General features: G+C 71.4%; 18 protein-coding genes. 16 read left to right on the top strand and 2 right to left on the bottom strand.

All coding sequences use genetic code 11. From position 1 onward, the window contains the following. Positions 1-27 precede the first annotated feature (27 nt). The 3 genes from AB0E07_RS21780 (at position 28) to ftsH (ending at position 6,236) form a co-directional block, all read left to right on the top strand. Complete coding sequence (locus AB0E07_RS21780; RefSeq protein WP_362254443.1) at positions 28-2,475, top strand: [protein-PII] uridylyltransferase; 2,448 nt, start codon at positions 28-30, stop codon at positions 2,473-2,475. Positions 2,476-2,558: 83 nt separating this feature from the next. Further along, a complete protein-coding gene (gene ffh / locus AB0E07_RS21775; protein ID WP_362254440.1) occupies positions 2,559-4,109 on the top strand; it encodes a signal recognition particle protein in 1,551 nt (516 codons plus the stop codon). A 99-nt stretch (positions 4,110-4,208) separates the two neighbouring features. Beyond that, positions 4,209-6,236, top strand: a complete 2,028-nt coding sequence (ftsH, locus tag AB0E07_RS21770; RefSeq protein WP_362254436.1) for an ATP-dependent zinc metalloprotease FtsH — start codon at positions 4,209-4,211, stop codon at positions 6,234-6,236. Positions 6,237-6,257: 21 nt separating this feature from the next. On the opposite strand, the gene AB0E07_RS21765 is transcribed toward ftsH, so the two are convergent. Together AB0E07_RS21765 and AB0E07_RS21760 are read right to left on the bottom strand one after the other, a co-directional pair. After that, positions 6,258-6,866 (bottom strand): hypothetical protein, encoded by a 609-nt coding sequence (locus AB0E07_RS21765; RefSeq protein ID WP_362254434.1) that lies wholly within the window; start codon positions 6,864-6,866, stop codon positions 6,258-6,260. A gap of 155 nt (positions 6,867-7,021) precedes the next feature. Continuing rightward, complete coding sequence (locus tag AB0E07_RS21760) at positions 7,022-7,864, bottom strand: SAM-dependent methyltransferase (protein WP_362254431.1); 843 nt, start codon at positions 7,862-7,864, stop codon at positions 7,022-7,024. 197 nt (positions 7,865-8,061) lie between these two features. Here AB0E07_RS21760 and proS point away from each other — a divergent pair, with 197 nt between their 5' ends. From proS to AB0E07_RS21695, 13 genes are all read left to right on the top strand, one after another. Then, complete coding sequence (proS, locus tag AB0E07_RS21755) at positions 8,062-9,474, top strand: proline--tRNA ligase (protein WP_362254428.1); 1,413 nt, start codon at positions 8,062-8,064, stop codon at positions 9,472-9,474. 270 nt (positions 9,475-9,744) lie between these two features. Continuing rightward, a complete protein-coding gene (locus AB0E07_RS21750) occupies positions 9,745-10,341 on the top strand; it encodes a hypothetical protein (RefSeq protein ID WP_362254425.1) in 597 nt (198 codons plus the stop codon). Positions 10,342-10,674: 333 nt separating this feature from the next. Then, the gene (gene rpsP / locus AB0E07_RS21745; RefSeq protein WP_362254423.1) at positions 10,675-11,094 is read left to right on the top strand and encodes a 30S ribosomal protein S16; all 420 of its coding nucleotides are present in this window, start codon (positions 10,675-10,677) and stop codon (positions 11,092-11,094) included. 2 nt (positions 11,095-11,096) lie between these two features. Further along, positions 11,097-11,336 carry an RNA-binding protein gene (locus tag AB0E07_RS21740; RefSeq protein ID WP_003973401.1) on the top strand — a complete coding sequence of 80 codons (240 nt, stop codon included), beginning with the start codon at positions 11,097-11,099 and terminating at the stop codon, positions 11,334-11,336. Positions 11,337-11,424: 88 nt separating this feature from the next. Next, the gene (rimM, locus tag AB0E07_RS21735; RefSeq protein ID WP_362254420.1) at positions 11,425-11,967 is read left to right on the top strand and encodes a ribosome maturation factor RimM; all 543 of its coding nucleotides are present in this window, start codon (positions 11,425-11,427) and stop codon (positions 11,965-11,967) included. Then, positions 11,967-12,800 (top strand): tRNA (guanosine(37)-N1)-methyltransferase TrmD, encoded by an 834-nt coding sequence (gene trmD, locus AB0E07_RS21730; protein ID WP_362254416.1) that lies wholly within the window; start codon positions 11,967-11,969, stop codon positions 12,798-12,800. The genes rimM and trmD overlap by 1 nt, the downstream gene beginning before the upstream one ends. A 131-nt stretch (positions 12,801-12,931) precedes the next feature. Next, positions 12,932-13,282, top strand: a complete 351-nt coding sequence (gene rplS, locus AB0E07_RS21725; protein WP_112472274.1) for a 50S ribosomal protein L19 — start codon at positions 12,932-12,934, stop codon at positions 13,280-13,282. Positions 13,283-13,327: 45 nt separating this feature from the next. After that, positions 13,328-14,044: a signal peptidase I gene (gene lepB, locus AB0E07_RS21720; protein WP_362254411.1), complete on the top strand. Its 717-nt coding sequence runs from the start codon at positions 13,328-13,330 to the stop codon at positions 14,042-14,044. Next, on the top strand, positions 14,037-15,122 hold the full coding sequence (gene lepB, locus AB0E07_RS21715; protein WP_362254408.1) for a signal peptidase I: 1,086 nt from the start codon (positions 14,037-14,039) through the stop codon (positions 15,120-15,122). The genes lepB (AB0E07_RS21720) and lepB (AB0E07_RS21715) overlap by 8 nt, the downstream gene beginning before the upstream one ends. Then, the gene (gene lepB / locus AB0E07_RS21710) at positions 15,013-15,972 is read left to right on the top strand and encodes a signal peptidase I (protein WP_362254404.1); all 960 of its coding nucleotides are present in this window, start codon (positions 15,013-15,015) and stop codon (positions 15,970-15,972) included. The genes lepB (AB0E07_RS21715) and lepB (AB0E07_RS21710) overlap by 110 nt, the downstream gene beginning before the upstream one ends. 51 nt (positions 15,973-16,023) lie before the next feature. Continuing rightward, complete coding sequence (gene lepB / locus AB0E07_RS21705) at positions 16,024-16,794, top strand: signal peptidase I (RefSeq protein WP_362254401.1); 771 nt, start codon at positions 16,024-16,026, stop codon at positions 16,792-16,794. Positions 16,795-16,813: 19 nt separating this feature from the next. After that, the gene (locus tag AB0E07_RS21700; RefSeq protein ID WP_362254582.1) at positions 16,814-17,299 is read left to right on the top strand and encodes an NUDIX hydrolase; all 486 of its coding nucleotides are present in this window, start codon (positions 16,814-16,816) and stop codon (positions 17,297-17,299) included. 56 nt (positions 17,300-17,355) lie between these two features. Then, on the top strand, positions 17,356-17,664 hold the full coding sequence (locus tag AB0E07_RS21695; protein ID WP_003965949.1) for a DUF2469 domain-containing protein: 309 nt from the start codon (positions 17,356-17,358) through the stop codon (positions 17,662-17,664). Positions 17,665-17,719: the final 55 nt, after the last annotated feature.

The raw sequence follows: 17,719 nt of genomic DNA, 5'->3' as shown, positions 1-17,719 counted from the left end.
GGCAGAAGTGAAGACAGGAGTCGCTGGGTGACGAGTACGGACGTGCGGAAAGAAGCAGATGACTCGGGACCCAGCGGCTACGCGGCGGCCCGGCTGCGCCTCCTCACCGAGGGGGCGCGGTCCGGGCCGCCGCGCCGTACCGCCCTCGCGGAACTGACCGACGACTGGCTCACCGGCCTGTTCGCCGCGGGCGCCGAGGGACTGCGCGGGGTCTCCCTGGTGGCGGTCGGCGGCTACGGCCGGGGCGAGCTGTCCCCCCGCAGCGATCTCGACCTGCTGCTGTTGCACGACGGCACCGACACCGACGCGGTCGCCGCCCTCGCCGACCGGATCTGGTACCCCGTCTGGGACCTGGGCCTCGCCCTCGACCACTCGGTGCGCACCCCCGCCGAGGCCCGCAAGACGGCCTCCGAGGACCTCAAGGTCCAGCTCGGCCTGCTGGACGCCCGCCACATCGCCGGCGACCTCGGCCTGACCGCCGGACTGCGCACGGCCGTCCTGGCCGACTGGCGCAACCAGGCGCCCAAGCGCCTGCCCGAACTCCTGGAGCTGACCGCCGAGCGCGCCGAGCGCCAGGGCGAACTGCAGTACCTCCTGGAACCCGACCTCAAGGAAGCCCGCGGCGGACTGCGGGACGCAACCATCCTGCGCGCCGTCGCCGCCTCCTGGCTGGCCGACGCCCCGCGCGAGGGCCTCGACGACGCCCGGCGCCGCCTCCTCGACGTGCGCGACGCGCTCCACCTGGCCACGGGCCGGGCCACCGACCGGCTCGCCCTCCAGGAGCAGGACCAGGTCGCCGCCGAACTCGGCCTGCTCGACGCCGACACCCTGCTGCGGCAGGTCTACGAGGCCGCGCGGGTCATCTCCTACGCCAGCGACGTCACCTGGCGTGAAGTGGAGCGCGTGCTGAGGTCACGGGCCGTGCGACCGAGGCTGCGCGCCATGCTCGGCGGCGGCAAGCCCGTCGCGGAACGCTCCCCGCTGGCCGAGGGCGTCGTGGAGCAGGAGGGCGAGGTGGTGCTCGCCCGCGCCGCGCGCCCCGAACGCGATCCCGTACTCCCGCTGCGCGCCGCGGCCGCCGCCGCCCAGGCCGGACTGCCGCTCTCCCTGCACGCCGTGCGGCGGCTGGCTGCCACCACCCGTCCGCTGCCCACGCCCTGGCCCGCCGAGGCCCGCGAGCAGCTGGTGACCCTGCTCGGCTCGGGCCGTCCCACGATCGAGGTCTGGGAGGCACTGGAGGCCGAAGGGCTGATCACCCGGCTGCTGCCCGACTGGGAGCGCGTGCGCTGCCGCCCCCAGCGCAACGCCGTGCACATCTGGACCGTCGACCGGCACCTGATCGAGACGGCGGTCCGCGCCTCCGAGTTCACCCGCCGGGTGAACCGCCCCGACCTGCTCCTGGTCGCCGCCCTGCTGCACGACATCGGCAAGGGCTGGCCGGGGGACCACTCGGTGGCCGGCGAGATCATCGCCAAGGACGTCGCCGCCCGGATCGGCTTCGACCGCGAGGAGGTCGGCGTCCTGGCCACCCTGGTCCGCCACCACCTGCTGCTGGTGGACACCGCGACCCGGCGCGACCTGGAGGACCCGGCCACGGTCCGCTCGGTCGCCGACGCGGTCGGCACCCAGTCCACCCTGGAGCTGCTGCACGCCCTCACCGAGGCGGACGCGCTGGCCACCGGGCCCGCCGCCTGGTCCTCCTGGCGCGGTTCGCTCGTCGCCGACCTGGTCAAACGCGTCTCGGCCGTGCTGGCGGGCGACGCGCCCGAGGAGCCCGAGGCCGCCGCGCCGACGGCCGAGCAGGAGCGGCTCGCCATCGAGTCCGTCGCCACGGGCAGCCCGGTGCTGGCGCTGCGCGCGCACACCGAGCCGCCGACGGACGAGGAGCCGTCCGGCGACCCGGAACCGCTGGGCGTGGAGCTGCTCATCGCCGTGCCGGACCAGCCGGGCGTCCTGCCCGCCGTCTCCGGTGTGCTCGCCATGCACCGCCTCACCGTCCGCACCGCCGAGCTGCGCGCCCTGGACCTCCCCGACGGCGTGGAGGGCTCGGTTCTGCTGCTGAACTGGCGGGTCGCCGCCGAGTACGGCTCCCTGCCCCAGGCCGCCCGGCTCCGCGCCGACCTGGTCCGGGCGCTGGACGGCACCCTCGACATCGCGGGCCGCCTCGCCGAGCGCGACGCCGCCTATCCGCGCCGCCGGGGCGTGCTGGCACCGCCGCCCAGGGTGACGGTCCACCCGGCCGCCTCCCGGCTGGCCACGGTGATCGAGGTCCGCGCCCAGGACGCGCCGGGCCTGCTCTTCCGGATCGGCCGGGCGCTGGAGGACGCACGGGTACGGGTGCGCAGCGCGCACGTCAGCACCCTGGGCGCGAACGCCGTCGACGCCTTCTACGTCACCGGTCCCGAGGGGGCTCCGCTGCCCCGCGAGGAGGCCGCTTCCGTGGCGCGGAAGCTGGAGGAGACACTGCGTGACTGAACGGGGATCCCGGCGACACGCGTGGCCGGGATACCCTGGAGGGCGATTCCCAGCAGCCACCGACCCCGAGGACCGACGCCGCCGTGTTCGATACTCTCTCCGATCGCCTTTCAGCGACCTTCAAGAACTTGCGCGGCAAGGGGCGCTTGAGCGAAGCGGACATCGACGCCACGGCGCGCGAGATCCGCATCGCCCTCCTTGAGGCCGACGTGGCCCTGCCGGTCGTCCGGAGCTTCATCAAGAGCGTCAAGGAGCGGTCGCTCGGCGCCGAGGTCTCCAAGGCGCTGAACCCGGCGCAGCAGGTTCTGAAGATCGTGAACGAGGAACTCGTCACGATCCTCGGCGGCGAGACGCGGCGACTGCGCTTCGCCAAGCAGCCGCCCACCGTGATCATGCTGGCGGGTCTCCAGGGTGCCGGTAAGACCACCCTCGCGGGCAAGCTCGGCCTGTGGCTGAAGGAGCAGGGCCACTCCCCGCTGCTGGTCGCCTGTGACCTCCAGCGGCCGAACGCCGTGAACCAGCTCAGCGTCGTCGCCGAGCGCGCCGGTGTGGCCGTGTACGCCCCGGAGCCGGGCAACGGCGTCGGTGACCCGGTCAAGGTCGCCGAGGACTCCATCGAGTTCGCGAAGTCCCGGGTCCACGACATCGTGATCGTCGACACCGCCGGCCGCCTGGGCATCGACCAGGAGATGATGCAGCAGGCCGCGGACATCCGGGACGCGGTCAGCCCCGACGAGATCCTCTTCGTCGTCGACGCGATGATCGGTCAGGACGCGGTCAACACCGCCGAGGCCTTCCGCGACGGCGTCGGCTTCGACGGCGTGGTCCTCTCCAAGCTCGACGGTGACGCCCGCGGTGGTGCCGCGCTGTCGATCCGCCAGGTCACCGGCAAGCCGATCATGTTCGCGTCGAACGGCGAGAAGCTCGACGAGTTCGACGCCTTCCACCCGGACCGGATGGCCTCCCGCATCCTCGACATGGGTGACCTGCTCACCCTGATCGAGCAGGCGGAGAAGACCTTCGACCAGGCCGAAGCCCAGAAGATGGCGGAGAAGCTGGCCTCCAAGAAGGGCCAGGACTTCACCCTCGACGACTTCCTGTCCCAGATGGAACAGGTCAGGAAGATGGGCAGCATCAGCAAGCTGCTCGGCATGCTCCCCGGCATGGGCCAGATCAAGGACCAGATCAACAGCCTCGACGAGCGGGACGTCGACCGCACGGCCGCGATCATCAAGTCGATGACCCCGGCCGAGCGCCAGGAACCGACGATCATCAACGGCTCGCGCCGCGCCCGTATCGCCAAGGGTTCCGGTGTCGAGGTCAGCGCCGTGAAGAACCTGGTCGAGCGGTTCTTCGAGGCACGCAAGATGATGTCCCGCATGGCCCAGGGCGGCGGTATGCCGGGTATGCCCGGGATGCCGGGCATGGGTGGCGGTCCGGGCCGTACGAAGAAGCAGCCGAAGCAGGCCAAGGGCAAGCAGCGCTCGGGCAACCCGATGAAGCGCAAGCAGCAGGAGCAGGAGGAGGCCGCCCGGCGCGCGGCCGCGGCGCAGGGCAACGCCTTCGGGGTGCCCGGCCAGCAGGGCGCCCAGGACTTCGAGCTGCCGGACGAGTTCAAGAAGTTCATGGGCTGACACCCCGGCCCCTACGCATCGAGGGCGCTCCCGGTCACCGGGGGCGCCCTCGGCGCATGCCGGGGTGCCGGTGCCCGGGGCGTGTCGTAGCGTCCCGTTATGAGCAACCCCGTGCCGCCGCGCAAGTCGACGGACCAGCCCTGGCGCACCGAGGGCGCTCCCCCGGAGGAGCCCAAGCCGGCCCGGGGCGGACGCAGGCCGAAGGGCGGCTGGTGGAGCCTGATCGTGGCCGCGCTGGTCGTCTACCTCATCGCCAGCCTGGTGCTGTCCTTCCTCGACGACGGCGACGAGCCGACGATCTCGTACACCGAGTTCAGCAAGCAGGTCGAGAACGGCAACGTCAGCAAGATCTACGCCAAGGGCGACGCGATCCAGGGCCAGCTGAAGAAGGAGCAGGACAAGCCCGGCGGCGACGGGAAGTACACCAAGTTCAAGACCGAACGGCCGACGTTCGCGGACGACGACCTCTGGCAGAACCTCACCGAACAGGGGGTCACCGTCACCGCGGAACCGGTGGTCCAGCAGCGCAGCCTCCTGTTCAACCTGCTGATCGCGCTGGCGCCGATGCTGCTGCTGGTCGTGCTGTGGATCTTCATCGCGCGGCGGATGAGTTCGGGCCTGGGCGGCGCCGGAGGCATGCTCGGCCGCAGGACGCCGCCGAAGCCGGTGGAGCTGGAGCAGGGGCGGAAACGCACCACGTTCGCGGACGTGGCCGGCATCGACGAGGTCGCGGGCGAACTCAACGACGTCGTGGACTTCCTGAAGAACCCCGACGCCTATCGGCGGATGGGCGCCAGGATGCCCCGGGGTGTGCTGCTGGCGGGCCCGCCGGGCACCGGCAAGACCCTGCTGGCGCGGGCCGTCGCGGGGGAGGCGGGGGTGCCGTTCTTCTCCGCCTCGGCGTCCGGGTTCATCGAGATGATCGTGGGCGTGGGCGCCTCACGTGTGCGCGAGCTGTTCACGGAGGCGCGCAAGGTGGCGCCGTCGATCATCTTCATCGACGAGATCGACACGATCGGCCGCGCCCGCGGCGGCGGCGCGAGCATGGGCGGCCACGACGAGCGCGAGCAGACGCTGAACCAGATCCTGACCGAGATGGACGGCTTCTCCGGCGCGGAGGGCGTGATCGTGATCGCGGCCACCAACCGCGCCGACGTCCTCGACCCGGCGCTGACCCGGCCGGGCCGCTTCGACCGGGTGGTCCATGTCTCGCCCCCGGACCGGGGCGGGCGGGAGGCGATCCTGCGCATCCACACCCGCGAGATCCCGCTCTCCGAGGACGTCGACCTCGGCCGGGTCGCCCGTACGACACCGGGCATGACCGGCGCGGAACTGGCCAACCTCGCCAACGAGGCGGCACTCCTCGCGGTGAAGCGGGGGCAGGACCGGGTCACCCAGGGCGATCTGTCACTGGCCCTGGAGAAGGTGCAGCTCGGCGCCGAACGGCCGCTGGTGATGCCCCCGGAGGAGCGGCGCAGGACGGCGTACCACGAGAGCGGGCACGCCCTGCTCGGCATGCTCCAGCCCGGGGCCGACCCGGTCCGCAAGATCACCATCGTGCCGCGCGGCCGGGCCCTGGGGGTGACCCTGTCCACCCCGGAGTCGGACCGGTACGCCTACACCGAGGAGTACCTGCGCGGCCGGATCATCGGTGCCCTCGGCGGCATGGCCGCCGAACAGGTGGTCTACGGCGTGGTCACCACCGGCGCGGAGAACGACCTGGAGCAGGTCACCCGGCTCGCCCGCGGCATGGTCGCGCGCTGGGGGATGAGCGAGCGGGTGGGCCGGCTGTCCGCCCTGCCGAACGACGCCCAGCAGGCGTACGGCCTCGCCGCGGCCCCGCGCACCCTGGACGTGATCGACGGGGAGATGCGGCGGATCGTGGACGACTGCTACGACGAGGCCTGCCGCAAGCTGCGGGAGCAGCGGCACCGGCTCGACGCGCTGGCCGAGGCGCTGCTGGAGGGCGAGACCCTGGAGGAGGCCGACGCGTACCGGATCGCGGGGATCCCGAGGCTCGCCAAGGAGGGGCTCACCGAGGAGGGGCTCACCGAGGGAGGCCTCGCGGAGGAAGTGTCCGCCGAAAAAAGGCTCGCGGAGGACGAGGGGCGGCCGCCCTCGGAGTGACCGTCCGTCCCGCGCGCCCGGTCAGCCGTTGGGGAAGGTCCAGACGTACGGCTCCCCTTCGGCCTCCTGCCAGTGCACCTCGACGCTCTCCGCGTCGGCGGGCACCAGATAGGTCTCGCAGAAGGTGTGGCTCTCGCCCTGCTTCCAGCTCTCCACGCCGTAGGGGTCCTCGCAGCCGGACGCGTCCTCGGCGGCACCGATGAGGACCGAGCCGCGCCGGCCGTCGGCCCAGACCGTGGTCTCGTCGCCGACCTGCGGGGAACCGGTCAGCTCCGGGCCGCCCTCATGGGTGAAGGTGACATGGGCGACCGCCAGGGCGAGGCCCTTCGCGTCCGCGGGGTCCGCGACCGCCCGCGCCGCCTCGGCCTCGGTGCCGACGTCCACCCGCTCGGCGAGGATCTCGTAGGTGACCTGCCCCCGGTCCTCCTCGTACCGGCCCGTCGCGCTCTGGCCGGTCTCCATCTCCCCGCCCCGCGAGGCCGCCCGGGAGGGGGCCTCCGAGACCTCGGCGGCCGGGGTCGCCGGGCTCTTCGCGTCGGCCTCGTCGTCCCCTCCCGAACAGGCGGCGAGCGCCAGGGAGAGGACGGCGACGGGCGCGGCCAGACGCAGCGCGGTCTTGCGGTACAGCACAACAGCTCCTGTATGCACGTGTGTAGATCCCCCGAGCGGTTCGTCAGGCTAAGGGGAAGCTGTGCAGTACAACGAAGCGAGACGGCCCCGGTCCCGCATTCTTCACACCATTCACACGTGCGTTTCCAGGAACTCTTCCACCCGGCCGCGCGGCCTCAGGGCACGCGGGCGATCAGGTACCGGAAGACGTTCGGCATCCAGACGGTCCCGTCCGGCCGCTGGTACGGGTGCAGGGCTTCCGTCAGCTCCTTGTCGACCTGCGCCGGATCGGCCGTCGCGAGCGCCGCGTCGAACAGGCCGGTCGACAGCAGGCCGCGGACCGCGCTCTCCGCGTCGGCGTACCCGAAGGGGCACGCGACGCGTCCGGAGCCGTCCGGGCGCAGTCCGGCCCGCTCGGCGACCTCCTCCAGACCGTCCCGGCCGGCGGTGCGGCGGGGTGGATCGTCCGGTCCGGTGGTCGCCCGCAGCACGGAGAGCGTGGTGCAGCGTTCCGGCGGACCCCAGCCCGCCAGCACCACCGGCGCCCCGCGCCCGGCGAGCGGCCGTGCCGCGGCCAGCAGGTCACCGAGCCCGTCCGGGTCGCCCGTCCGGCTGCCGATCGGCTCGAACGCGGTCACCAGGCCGAACGCGGGCGTCTCCGCGTCGGCCGCGTCCGCCGGTGAGCCGGCCACCAGCCGGACGTCCGTACGCGCGCCCGCGCCCCACGGCTCGGGCAGCAGCCGCTGCCGGGCCAGGGCGAGCCGCTCGGGGGAGGAGGACTCGACGCCGGTGACGGACGCTCCCCGGCCCGCCGCCATCAGCAGGGCGAGCCCGGAGCCGCATCCGAGCCCCAGGAGCCGTGTGCCGGGCCCTACTTCGAGCCGTTCGTAGACCGCCTCGTAGAGCGGGACCAGCATCCGCTCCTGGATCTCGGACCAGTCACGCGCGCGTGCCCACAGGTCCACGCGGGACGGCGGTCCCGTGTGGAACAGGTGCTGCCGCACGAGCGTAGGTGTCATCGAAAGCGCCCCAATCCGCCGAGAGTTGCCTTTGTGCCGTTTCCAGTGCCCCCGTGACGTGCGCTCGTTCTTCCCCCGTATGCCAGGTAACTCCGCCCTCGACCCCGCGTCCAGGGGTCGTCGGGCCCTGCTTGGGGCTGGACCGTGCCTGTGGCAAGAATTCACATCCCGGCAACGTGGGCCCGTACCATCACGCCATGGCGAAAGCACCCGTACTGACCCCGCGGGCCGATGACTTCCCGCGCTGGTACCAGGATCTGATCAACAAGGCCGAGCTGGCCGACAACGGGCCGGTGCGCGGCACCATGGTGATCCGACCGTACGGGTACGGGCTGTGGGAGCGGATGCAGGCGGAGATGGACGCCCGCATCAAGGAGACGGGCACCCAGAACGCGTACTTCCCGCTGCTGATCCCGCAGTCGTACTTCGCCAGGGAGGCCGACCACGTCGAGGGCTTCGCGCCCGAACTGGCCGTGGTCACGCACGGGGGCGGCAAGGAGCTGGAGGAGCCGGCGGTCGTCCGGCCCACCTCCGAGATGATCGTCAACGACTACTTCTCCAAGTGGGTGCAGAGCTACCGCGATCTGCCCCTGCTGATCAACCAGTGGGCGAACGTGGTGCGTTGGGAGCTGAGGCCCCGGCTGTTCCTGCGGACGACGGAGTTCCTGTGGCAGGAGGGCCACACCGCGCACGCCACCTACGAGGAGGCCCGCGACTTCGCCGCGCACATCCAGCGCGAGGTCTACGGCGACTTCCTGCGCAACGTCCTCGCGATGGACTTCGTCTCCGGTCGCAAGACGGTCAAGGAGCGGTTCGCCGGAGCCGTCAACACCCTCACGCTGGAGAGCATGATGGGCGACGGCAAGGCCTTGCAGATGGTCACCAGCCATGAGCTGGGCCAGAACTTCGCCCGCGCGTTCAACACGACGTACCTGTCGAAGGAGGGCAGGCAGGAGCTGGTCTGGCAGACCTCCTGGGGCTCGACCACCCGCATGATCGGCGCGCTCGTGATGACGCACGGGGACGACGACGGGCTGCGGGTCCCGCCGCGGCTGGCGCAGACCCAGGTCGTCGTCCTCGCGATCAAGGGCGACGAGGCGGTTCTGGCCAAGGTCCACGAGATCGGCGACCGGCTGCGGGCGGCGGGCCTCCGGGTCCGCGTCGACGACCGCACCGACACCCCCTTCGGGCGGCGCGCGGTGGACTGGGAGCTCAAGGGCGTGCCGGTACGGATCGAGATCGGGCCGCGCGACCTGGAGAACGGCACCGCGATGCTGGCCCGCCGGATTCCCGGGGGCAAGGAGCCGGTGGCCGTCGACGCCCTGGCGGAGCTGCTGCCGGGGATCCTGGAGGAGGACCAGGCGCTGCTGCTGGAGCAGTCCCGGCAGCGGCGGGAGTCCCGCACGGTCGAGGTCTCCACCCCGGACGAGGCGATCGAGGCCGCCGCGCACGGCTGGGCGCGCATCCCCTGGTCGGCGCTGGGCGCGGAGGGCGAGGCGAAGCTGGCCGAGCACTCGGTGACCGTACGGTGTCTGCTCGCCGAGGACGGGTCGGTGCCGGACGACGAGGACGCCCCCGGTAACGTCGCGATCGTCGCGCGCGCCTACTGAGCGCCTTCTGAGGCCAGGCGGCCGACGCGAGAGCGGCCGAAACACCTCTTGCGTCTCTGCGGCACACTGGTACCCCGGCGCGCGGAGGCGGCCTACGCGCCGGTGCGTACGTCAGGCTACGCACCGGCTTGGTAGGAGCTGCGAGGGTTCTCCGCAGATCAGCGCACCCGCCCTCGTCGCGACGCATCAGCGGCAACTGACGGGTACGTGCAAATTATTTGGGATGGCCCGGAATCGGAACACACGGGCACTCCGGCTCGTTGTCATTACGTGAGCACGACACAGACACCACCTGTTCTCGCCGCGGAACTGGCGCAGGCGTGGGCCGACATTCAGCGGCACCACCCCGAGCTGCCCGATCTCGCCGCACCGGAATCACTGATCGGAGAGTCGTCGTCCGCGTGCGGGCACGAGCTCTCCTTCGAGCGCCTTCTCCATGAGGCGGTGCACGGCATCGCCGCCGCCCGTGGGGTCCGCGACACCTCCCGCGCCGGCCGGTACCACAACCGCAGATTCCTGGCCATCGCCGAGGAACTGGGCCTGGACCACCCCGACGAACCCCATCCGAGCAGCGGTTTCTCGCTGGTCACGCTCAATCCGGAGGCCAAGCGCCGCTACCGTCCGACGATCGAGCGCCTCCAGCGCGCCCTGAAGGCGCACACGGCGGCGACCTCCGCCGACACGGCCCGCAGCTTCCGCGGACCCGCGGCCCGGCACGGCTCCTCCGGTGGCGGCGTACGGGTCAAGGCGGTCTGCGACTGCGGCCGCAACGTCCGTGTCGTCCCCTCGGTCCTGGCCCAGGCCCCGATCGTCTGCGGCGGCTGCGGCAAGCCCTTCCGGATCCCCGAGGTCGCGGGCGCGGCGTGACCCACCGGCCGAGTACCGGCATCTCGTGGCTGTCGGTGCGTTCGGCGGGCCGGGCCGTGCCGGGGTGACGCCGAGGCGGACACCCCGGTGATTCGGGGCAGCGCACCCGACGTGTCTCACCTCCACGCCGGGTGCGCCTCAGTCATGCCCGCCCCCACCCGGCCCCGGTCCACCGGGGTCCGCGGGGTGTGGCACAATGGCTAGCTGTACTCGACAGTCGCACAGGACCCCTCTCTCCTCCGGCTGACGCGTCCATCGGGCACTCGGGTACCGCATCCCCACGCGGCAGTCTCGCCGTGCCCAACCACGTCAAAACCAGGAGAACCCACTCCCGTGGCAGTCAAGATCAAGCTGAAGCGTCTGGGCAAGATCCGTTCGCCTCACTACCGCATCGTCGTCGCCGACTCCCGCACCCGCCGTGACGGCCGTGCGATCGAGGAGATCGGCAAGTACCACCCGACCTACAACCCGTCGGTCATCGAGGTGGACGCCGACCGCGTCGCGTACTGGCTGGGTGTCGGCGCGCAGCCGACCGAGCCCGTCCTCGCCATCCTGAAGAAGACCGGCGACTGGCAGAAGTTCAAGGGCGAGCCCGCCCCGGCTCCGCTGCTCGTCGCCGAGCCCAAGAAGGCGCGCCCCTCCTTCGACGCCCTGGGCGGCGACGACGAGGGCAAGGGTGAGGCCATCACCCAGAAGAAGAAGGCGGAGAAGAAGGACGAGGCCGCCGCCGAGTCCGCGTCGGCCGAGGCCTGAGCATGCTCGAGGAGGCTCTCGAGCACCTCGTGAAGGGCATCGTCGACAACCCTGACGATGTGCAGGTCGCTTCCCGCAACCTGCGCCGCGGACGCGTGCTGGAGGTCCGGGTCCACCCCGACGACCTCGGCAAGGTGATCGGCCGCAACGGCCGCACCGCACGCGCTCTGCGCACCGTCGTGGGCGCCATCGGCGGCCGTGGTGTACGCGTCGACCTCGTCGACGTGGACCACGTCCGCTGACGCCGAACGCAGCACCGGCTCGGGCCGGGGAGGGCCACTGTGCCGTCCCCGGCCCGCAGTCGTACGTACGACAGGAGATCTTCGAAAAGTGCAGCTCGTAGTCGCCCGGATCGGCCGCGCCCACGGCATCAAGGGTGAGGTCACCGTCGAGGTACGTACCGACGAGCCGGAACTGAGGCTCGGCCCCGGGGCCGTGCTGGCCACCGATCCCGCAGCGGCGGGACCCCTCACCATCGAGACCGGCCGGGTGCACAGCGGCCGGCTGCTGCTGCGCTTCGAGGGCGTGCGCGACCGCACCGCCGCCGAAGCCCTGCGCAACATCCTCCTCATCGCCGACGTCGACCCCGACGAACTGCCCGAGGAGGAGGACGAGTACTACGACCACCAGCTGATGGACCTGGACGTGGTGACCAAGGACGGCGTCGAGGTCGGCCGGATCACCGAGATCTCGCACCTGCCCTCGCAGGACCTGTTCATCGTCGAGCGGCCCGACGGCAGCGAGGTGATGGTCCCGTTCGTCGAGCAGATCGTCGTCGAGATCGACCTGGCGGAGCAGAAGGCCGTCATCGACCCGCCGCCCGGCCTGATCGACGACCGCGCGGAGATCGACTCCACCCGGGACGAGTCCTGATGCGCCTCGACGTCGTCACGATCTTCCCCGAGTACCTGGAACCCCTGAACGTCTCCCTCGTCGGCAAGGCACGCGCCCGCGGCCGGCTCGACGTGCGGGTCCACGACCTGCGGGGCTGGACCTACGACCGGCACAACACGGTCGACGACACGCCCTACGGCGGCGGCCCCGGCATGGTCATGAAGACCGACCCCTGGGGCGACGCGCTCGACACCGTCCTCGCGGAGGGCTACGAGACCGGTTCCCACGGACCCGCGCTCATCGTGCCCACCCCCAGCGGCCGCCCCTTCACCCAGGAACTCGCCGTGGAACTCTCCGAGCGCCCCTGGCTGATCTTCACCCCGGCCCGCTACGAGGGCATCGACCGGCGGGTCGTCGACGAGTACGCGACCCGGATGCCGGTGTACGAGGTCTCCATCGGCGACTACGTCCTCGCCGGCGGGGAGGCCGCCGTACTGGTGATCACGGAGGCCGTGGCCCGGCTGCTGCCCGGCGTCCTCGGCAACGCCGAGTCCCACCGCGACGACTCCTTCGCGCCCGGCGCCATGGCGAGCCTGCTGGAAGGTCCCGTCTACACCAAGCCGCCGGAGTGGCGCGGCCGGGGCATCCCCGACGTGCTGCTCAGCGGTCACCACGGGAAGATCGCCCGCTGGCGGCGCGACGAGGCCCTCCGGCGCACCACCGCCCACCGGCCCGACCTGATCGAGGGCACCGCCCCCGCCTCCTTCGACAAGAAGGACCGCGAGATGCTCTCCATCCTGGGCTGGGCCCCCGATCCGCAGGGGGAGCCGTACGGCCGATTTTGGCGCAGGCCGGACCCCGTGGAAGAATAGGTCGCTGTTGTGTCGTCCGGCGTGCGCCCCTGCCATGGGGGGACACGACGCCCGCCCCGACGGGCACGGCATCCTCAGAAGAACCTAGCTCCCGCTCATGACCTGTGGCATGGGCGAAGAAAGCAGACGAAATGTCTCACCTGCTCGACTCCGTCGACGCCTCGTCGCTGCGCAGCGACGTCCCGGCCTTCCGCCCGGGTGACACCGTCAACGTCCACGTCCGCGTCATCGAGGGCAACCGCTCCCGTGTGCAGCAGTTCAAGGGCGTTGTGATCCGCCGCCAGGGCGCCGGTGTCCGCGAGACCTTCACGGTCCGCAAGGTCTCCTTCTCCGTCGGCGTCGAGCGCACCTTCCCGGTGCACACCCCGATCGTGGAGAAGATCGAGCTCGTCACCCGCGGTGACGTGCGTCGCGCCAAGCTGTACTACCTCCGTGAGCTCCGCGGCAAGGCCGCGAAGATCAAGGAGAAGCGCGACAACTGAGCGCCTTCGGAACGTCACAGCGGGGCCGGATAGCATCTGGCCCCGATGGACACCGAAGCACAGCCGACGGAGCGCGACCGCTCCTCCCGCCCTGCCGCACCCGAGGAGACCTCGGATCCGGGAGGGCCGGAGGGACGGTCGCGTTTCGCGTTGGGGCAGTGGGTCGCCGACTGGGTGCCCGGCGGGCGGATCACCCTGACCCTGCTGCTCTGCCTGCTCTTCCTGGTCCTGCTCAGCACCTTCGTGCTCCAGCCGTTCCAGATCCCCAGCGGATCCATGGAGCGGGGATTGAGGATCGGGGACCGCGTTCTCGTAAATAAGTTGGCGTACCGTTTTGGTGGCCGGCCGCAGCGGGGCGACGTCGTGGTCTTCGACGGAAGCGGGTATTTCGGGGACGCCGACTACATCAAGCGCGTTGTCGGTGTGGGCGGGGACCATGTGGTCTGCTGCGACACGGAGGGGAGGATCCAGGTGAACGGCCGGTCGGTCGACGAGTCGGCGTTCCTGTACCCCGGGGACGAAGCCTCCGGCGTGGACTTCGACCTCGTGGTGCCCGAGGGCACCCTCCTCGTCCTCGGCGACCACCGCAGTGCCTCCAGCGACACCCGCGACCACCTCGGCTCCCCGGGCGGCGGCATGATCCCCGTCGACGCGGTCATCGGCCGGGCCGACTGGATCCTGTGGCCCAGCTCGCACTGGACCCGCCTGGAGCGGCCGGACGCCTACGCGCGCGTGCCCGGCCCGGACGGTGGCCATGGGTAACCGCGGCAAGCCGCGCGGAGCACCCAGCAGCGCCGCCGAGAACCTCCTGCCCACCGGCTCCCGGCGCGCCTTCGCGGGGGGCGACGGACGTTCCCGCGCGGAGCGGCGCAAGCTCCAGCGCAAGGTCAAGCGCCGCCGCCGGCGCAGTGCGATCAAGGAGATCCCGCTCCTCGTCGGCGTCGCGGTGCTCATCGCCCTGGTCCTGAAGACGTTCCTGGTCCAGGCGTTCGTCATCCCGTCCGGCTCGATGGAACAGACGATCCAGATCGGCGACCGCGTCCTGGTCGACAAGCTCACCCCCTGGTTCGGTTCCAAGCCCGAGCGCGGGGACGTCGTCGTCTTCAAGGACCCCGGCGGCTGGCTCCAGGACGAGCAGCCCACCGCCAAGAAGGACGACCCCGTCGTCATCAAGCAGGTGAAGGAAGGACTCACCTTCATCGGCCTGCTGCCCTCGGACAACGAGAAGGACCTCATCAAGCGGGTCGTCGGGGTGGGCGGCGACCGGGTCAAGTGCTGCGACGCACAGGGCCGGGTCACCGTCAACGGCGTCCCCCTGGAGGAGGACTACCTCTTCCCCGGCAACGCCCCCTCGCAGTCCGAGTTCGACATCACCGTCCCGCAGGGCCGGCTGTGGGTGATGGGGGACCACCGCGCCGACTCCGCCGACTCCCGTGCCCACCAGGACCAGAACGGCGGCACCGTCTCCGAGGACGAGGTGGTGGGGCGGGCCATGGTCATCGCCTGGCCGCTCGGCCGCTGGGGCACCCTGGACGAGCCGAAAACCTACGCCGCCCTCGCCGACTCGGGTACCGGGTCGACCGCGTCTCCCCAGCCGTCGCATAGGGTTGCCCCCGACGATCCGAACGGAACTTTGCGACTCCCGACCCCTGCGGAACTCCCGCTCGTTATGGGAGTGGTGGGCCTGCGCCGTCTCTGGGGCAGGCAGCGGCACAGAGTAAGGAGCAGGCGTGGGGGATGTGGCGGTTGGCGCACGATCCGGGCACGACGGAGAGGACCGCGGGCGCCCCGCGGGCGCGGCCGACCCGGCCGCGGACGGCGCCATGACCTCCGGGAGTGACTCCGGTCCGGCCGAGGACGGCACGACGGCCGGGGAGCGCACCGGCACGGACGGCGGAGGGCCGGGCGACTCGGCCCCCGCGGCGAAGAAGCCCCGCTCCTTCTGGAAGGAGCTGCCGATCCTGATCGGTATCGCGCTGGTGCTGGCGCTGCTGATCAAGACGTTCCTGGTGCAGGCGTTCTCCATCCCGTCGGACTCGATGCAGAACACGCTCCAGCAGGGCGACCGGGTCCTGGTCGACAAGCTCACCCCGTGGTTCGGCTCCGAGCCGGACCGTGGCGAGGTGGTCGTCTTCCACGACCCCGACAACTGGCTGGCCGGCGAGCCCACGCCCGACCCCAACGCCTTTCAGACCTTCCTCAGCTGGATCGGCCTGATGCCGTCCGCGGAGGAGAAGGACCTCATCAAGCGGGTCGTGGGCGTCGGCGGCGACACGGTCGAGTGCAAGGGCACCGGCCCGCTGAAGGTCAACGGCAAGGCGCTGAACGAGACGTCGTACGTCTACCCGGGCAACACCCCGTGCACCGTCGACGACGCGGGCGGCCAGTTCAAGGTGAAGGTCCCCGAGGGCTTCATCTGGGTCATGGGCGACCACCGGCAGAACTCCAGGGACTCGCGCTACAACCAGGCGGACGCCAACAAGGGCATGGTCCCGGTCGACGAGGTCGTCGGGCGCGCCATCGTGATCGCCTGGCCCGTGAACCGCTGGGACACGCTCCCGGTCCCGGACACCTTCGACCAGAACCTCAGCGCGCGGACGGCCGCCGTGGCACCCGAGGGGCTCGCCCTCGCCGGGGTCCTGCCGATCGCCCTGTGGCGCCGGCGGCGCTCCCGCCAGGGCGCCGAGTGATCCCGACCATGGGCTGACCCGGGGGCGTACCCCCGGGTAGGGTGCGGACCCATGGGTGGTGAGAGCACGACGCGTACGGCCCCGCCGAGCGGTGGAGGCAACGGCCCGGCGGGCAGCAGGACCGGACAGCGACTGTCCGGTCTTGCCGTGGCGCTGGGCATGGTGCTGTTCCTGGGCGGTTTCGGCTGGGCGGCCGTGGTCTACCGGCCCTACACCGTGCCCACCACCTCGATGACGCCGACGATCGGCGCCGGTGACCGGGTCCTGGCCGAGCGGGTCGACGGCGACGAGATACGCCGCGGCGACGTCGTGGTCTTCAAGGACGAGACCTGGGCGAACGCCCCGGTGCTCAAGCGGGTCGTGGCCGTGGGCGGTGACACCGTGGCCTGCTGCACCGACGGCCGGCTGACGGTCGACGGCAAGAAGATCGACGAACCGTATCTGCCCGAGGGCAGCCTCGCCGAGATCACGGACTTCCCGACCGTGACGGTGCCCGAGGGGCGCCTGTTCCTGCTCGGCGACGAGCGGCACGGCTCGCTGGACTCCACGGCCCACCTCGCGGACGCTGCGAGCGGCACGGTGTCGAGGGACGCCGTGACGGCCCGGGTCGACGCCGTGGTCTGGCCGATGGACGGCATGCTGGAGCCCGCCACGGGCTTCGAGAAGCTGGGCGCGCTCTCCTCGCCGGGCCCGCTGCGCGCGATGGGCGCCCTGATCGTGGCGGGCGCGCTGCTGGTGCTCGGCGGAGCTGCCTACGGGCCCGTGGCGAAGCGGCTGGGCGGGCGTTCCCGGGCCGGGGCGGAGCCCGCGGGTGCACGCTGAGGACACCTACACGGGCGGGATGCGCAAGGTCGCCCGGGTGGTGCTGCTGGACGCCGAGGACCGCATCCTCCTGCTGCACGGGCACGAGCCGGACGACACCGGTGACGACTGGTGGTTCACCCCGGGCGGGGGCGTCGAGGGCGACGAGACCCGGGAGCAGGCCGCGCTCAGGGAACTGGCGGAGGAGACCGGCATCACCGAGGTCGCACTCGGGCCGGTGCTGTGGCGCCGGCAGTGCTCGTTCCCGTTCGCGGGGCGCCGCTGGGACCAGGACGAGTGGTACTACCTGGCCCGGACGTCCGGTACGCCGGACGTGGTGCCGAACGCGGCGGGCCTCACCGAACTGGAGCGGCGCAGCGTCGCCGGAGCGCGTTGGTGGACGTGCCAGGAACTGACCCGGGCCCATGAGACGGTGTATCCGACCAGACTCGCCGAGCTGCTGCGCCGGCTGCTCGACGAAGGTCCCCCGGCCCGGCCCGTGACCCTTGACACCGAAATCGTCTAGAGGCGAGCGGGGCTGGCGCACAATGGTGGGATCGCACGGCTGAAGGGGAACATGCCATGAGCGCCGAGGACCTCGAGAAGTACGAGACCGAGATGGAGCTGAAGCTCTACCGGGAGTACCGCGATGTCGTCGGTCTGTTCAAATACGTGATCGAGACCGAGCGACGCTTCTACCTGACCAACGACTACGAGATGCAGGTGCACTCGGTCCAGGGTGAGGTCTTCTTCGAGGTGTCCATGGCGGACGCCTGGGTCTGGGACATGTACCGGCCGGCCCGCTTCGTGAAGCAGGTACGCGTGCTCACGTTCAAGGACGTGAACATCGAGGAGCTGAACAAGAGCGATCTGGAGCTCCCGGGCGGGTGACGGAGTTTTCCACAAGCGGTGATCCGTCCACCAAGATCCACTTCTTGGTGGCGGA

This window comes from Streptomyces sp. NPDC048002, from assembly GCF_040653275.1.
In the GTDB taxonomy this organism is placed as follows: domain Bacteria; phylum Actinomycetota; class Actinomycetes; order Streptomycetales; family Streptomycetaceae; genus Streptomyces.
Note: the sequence above shows the minus strand (reverse complement) of the source record. Positions and strands in the feature narration are given on the sequence as shown.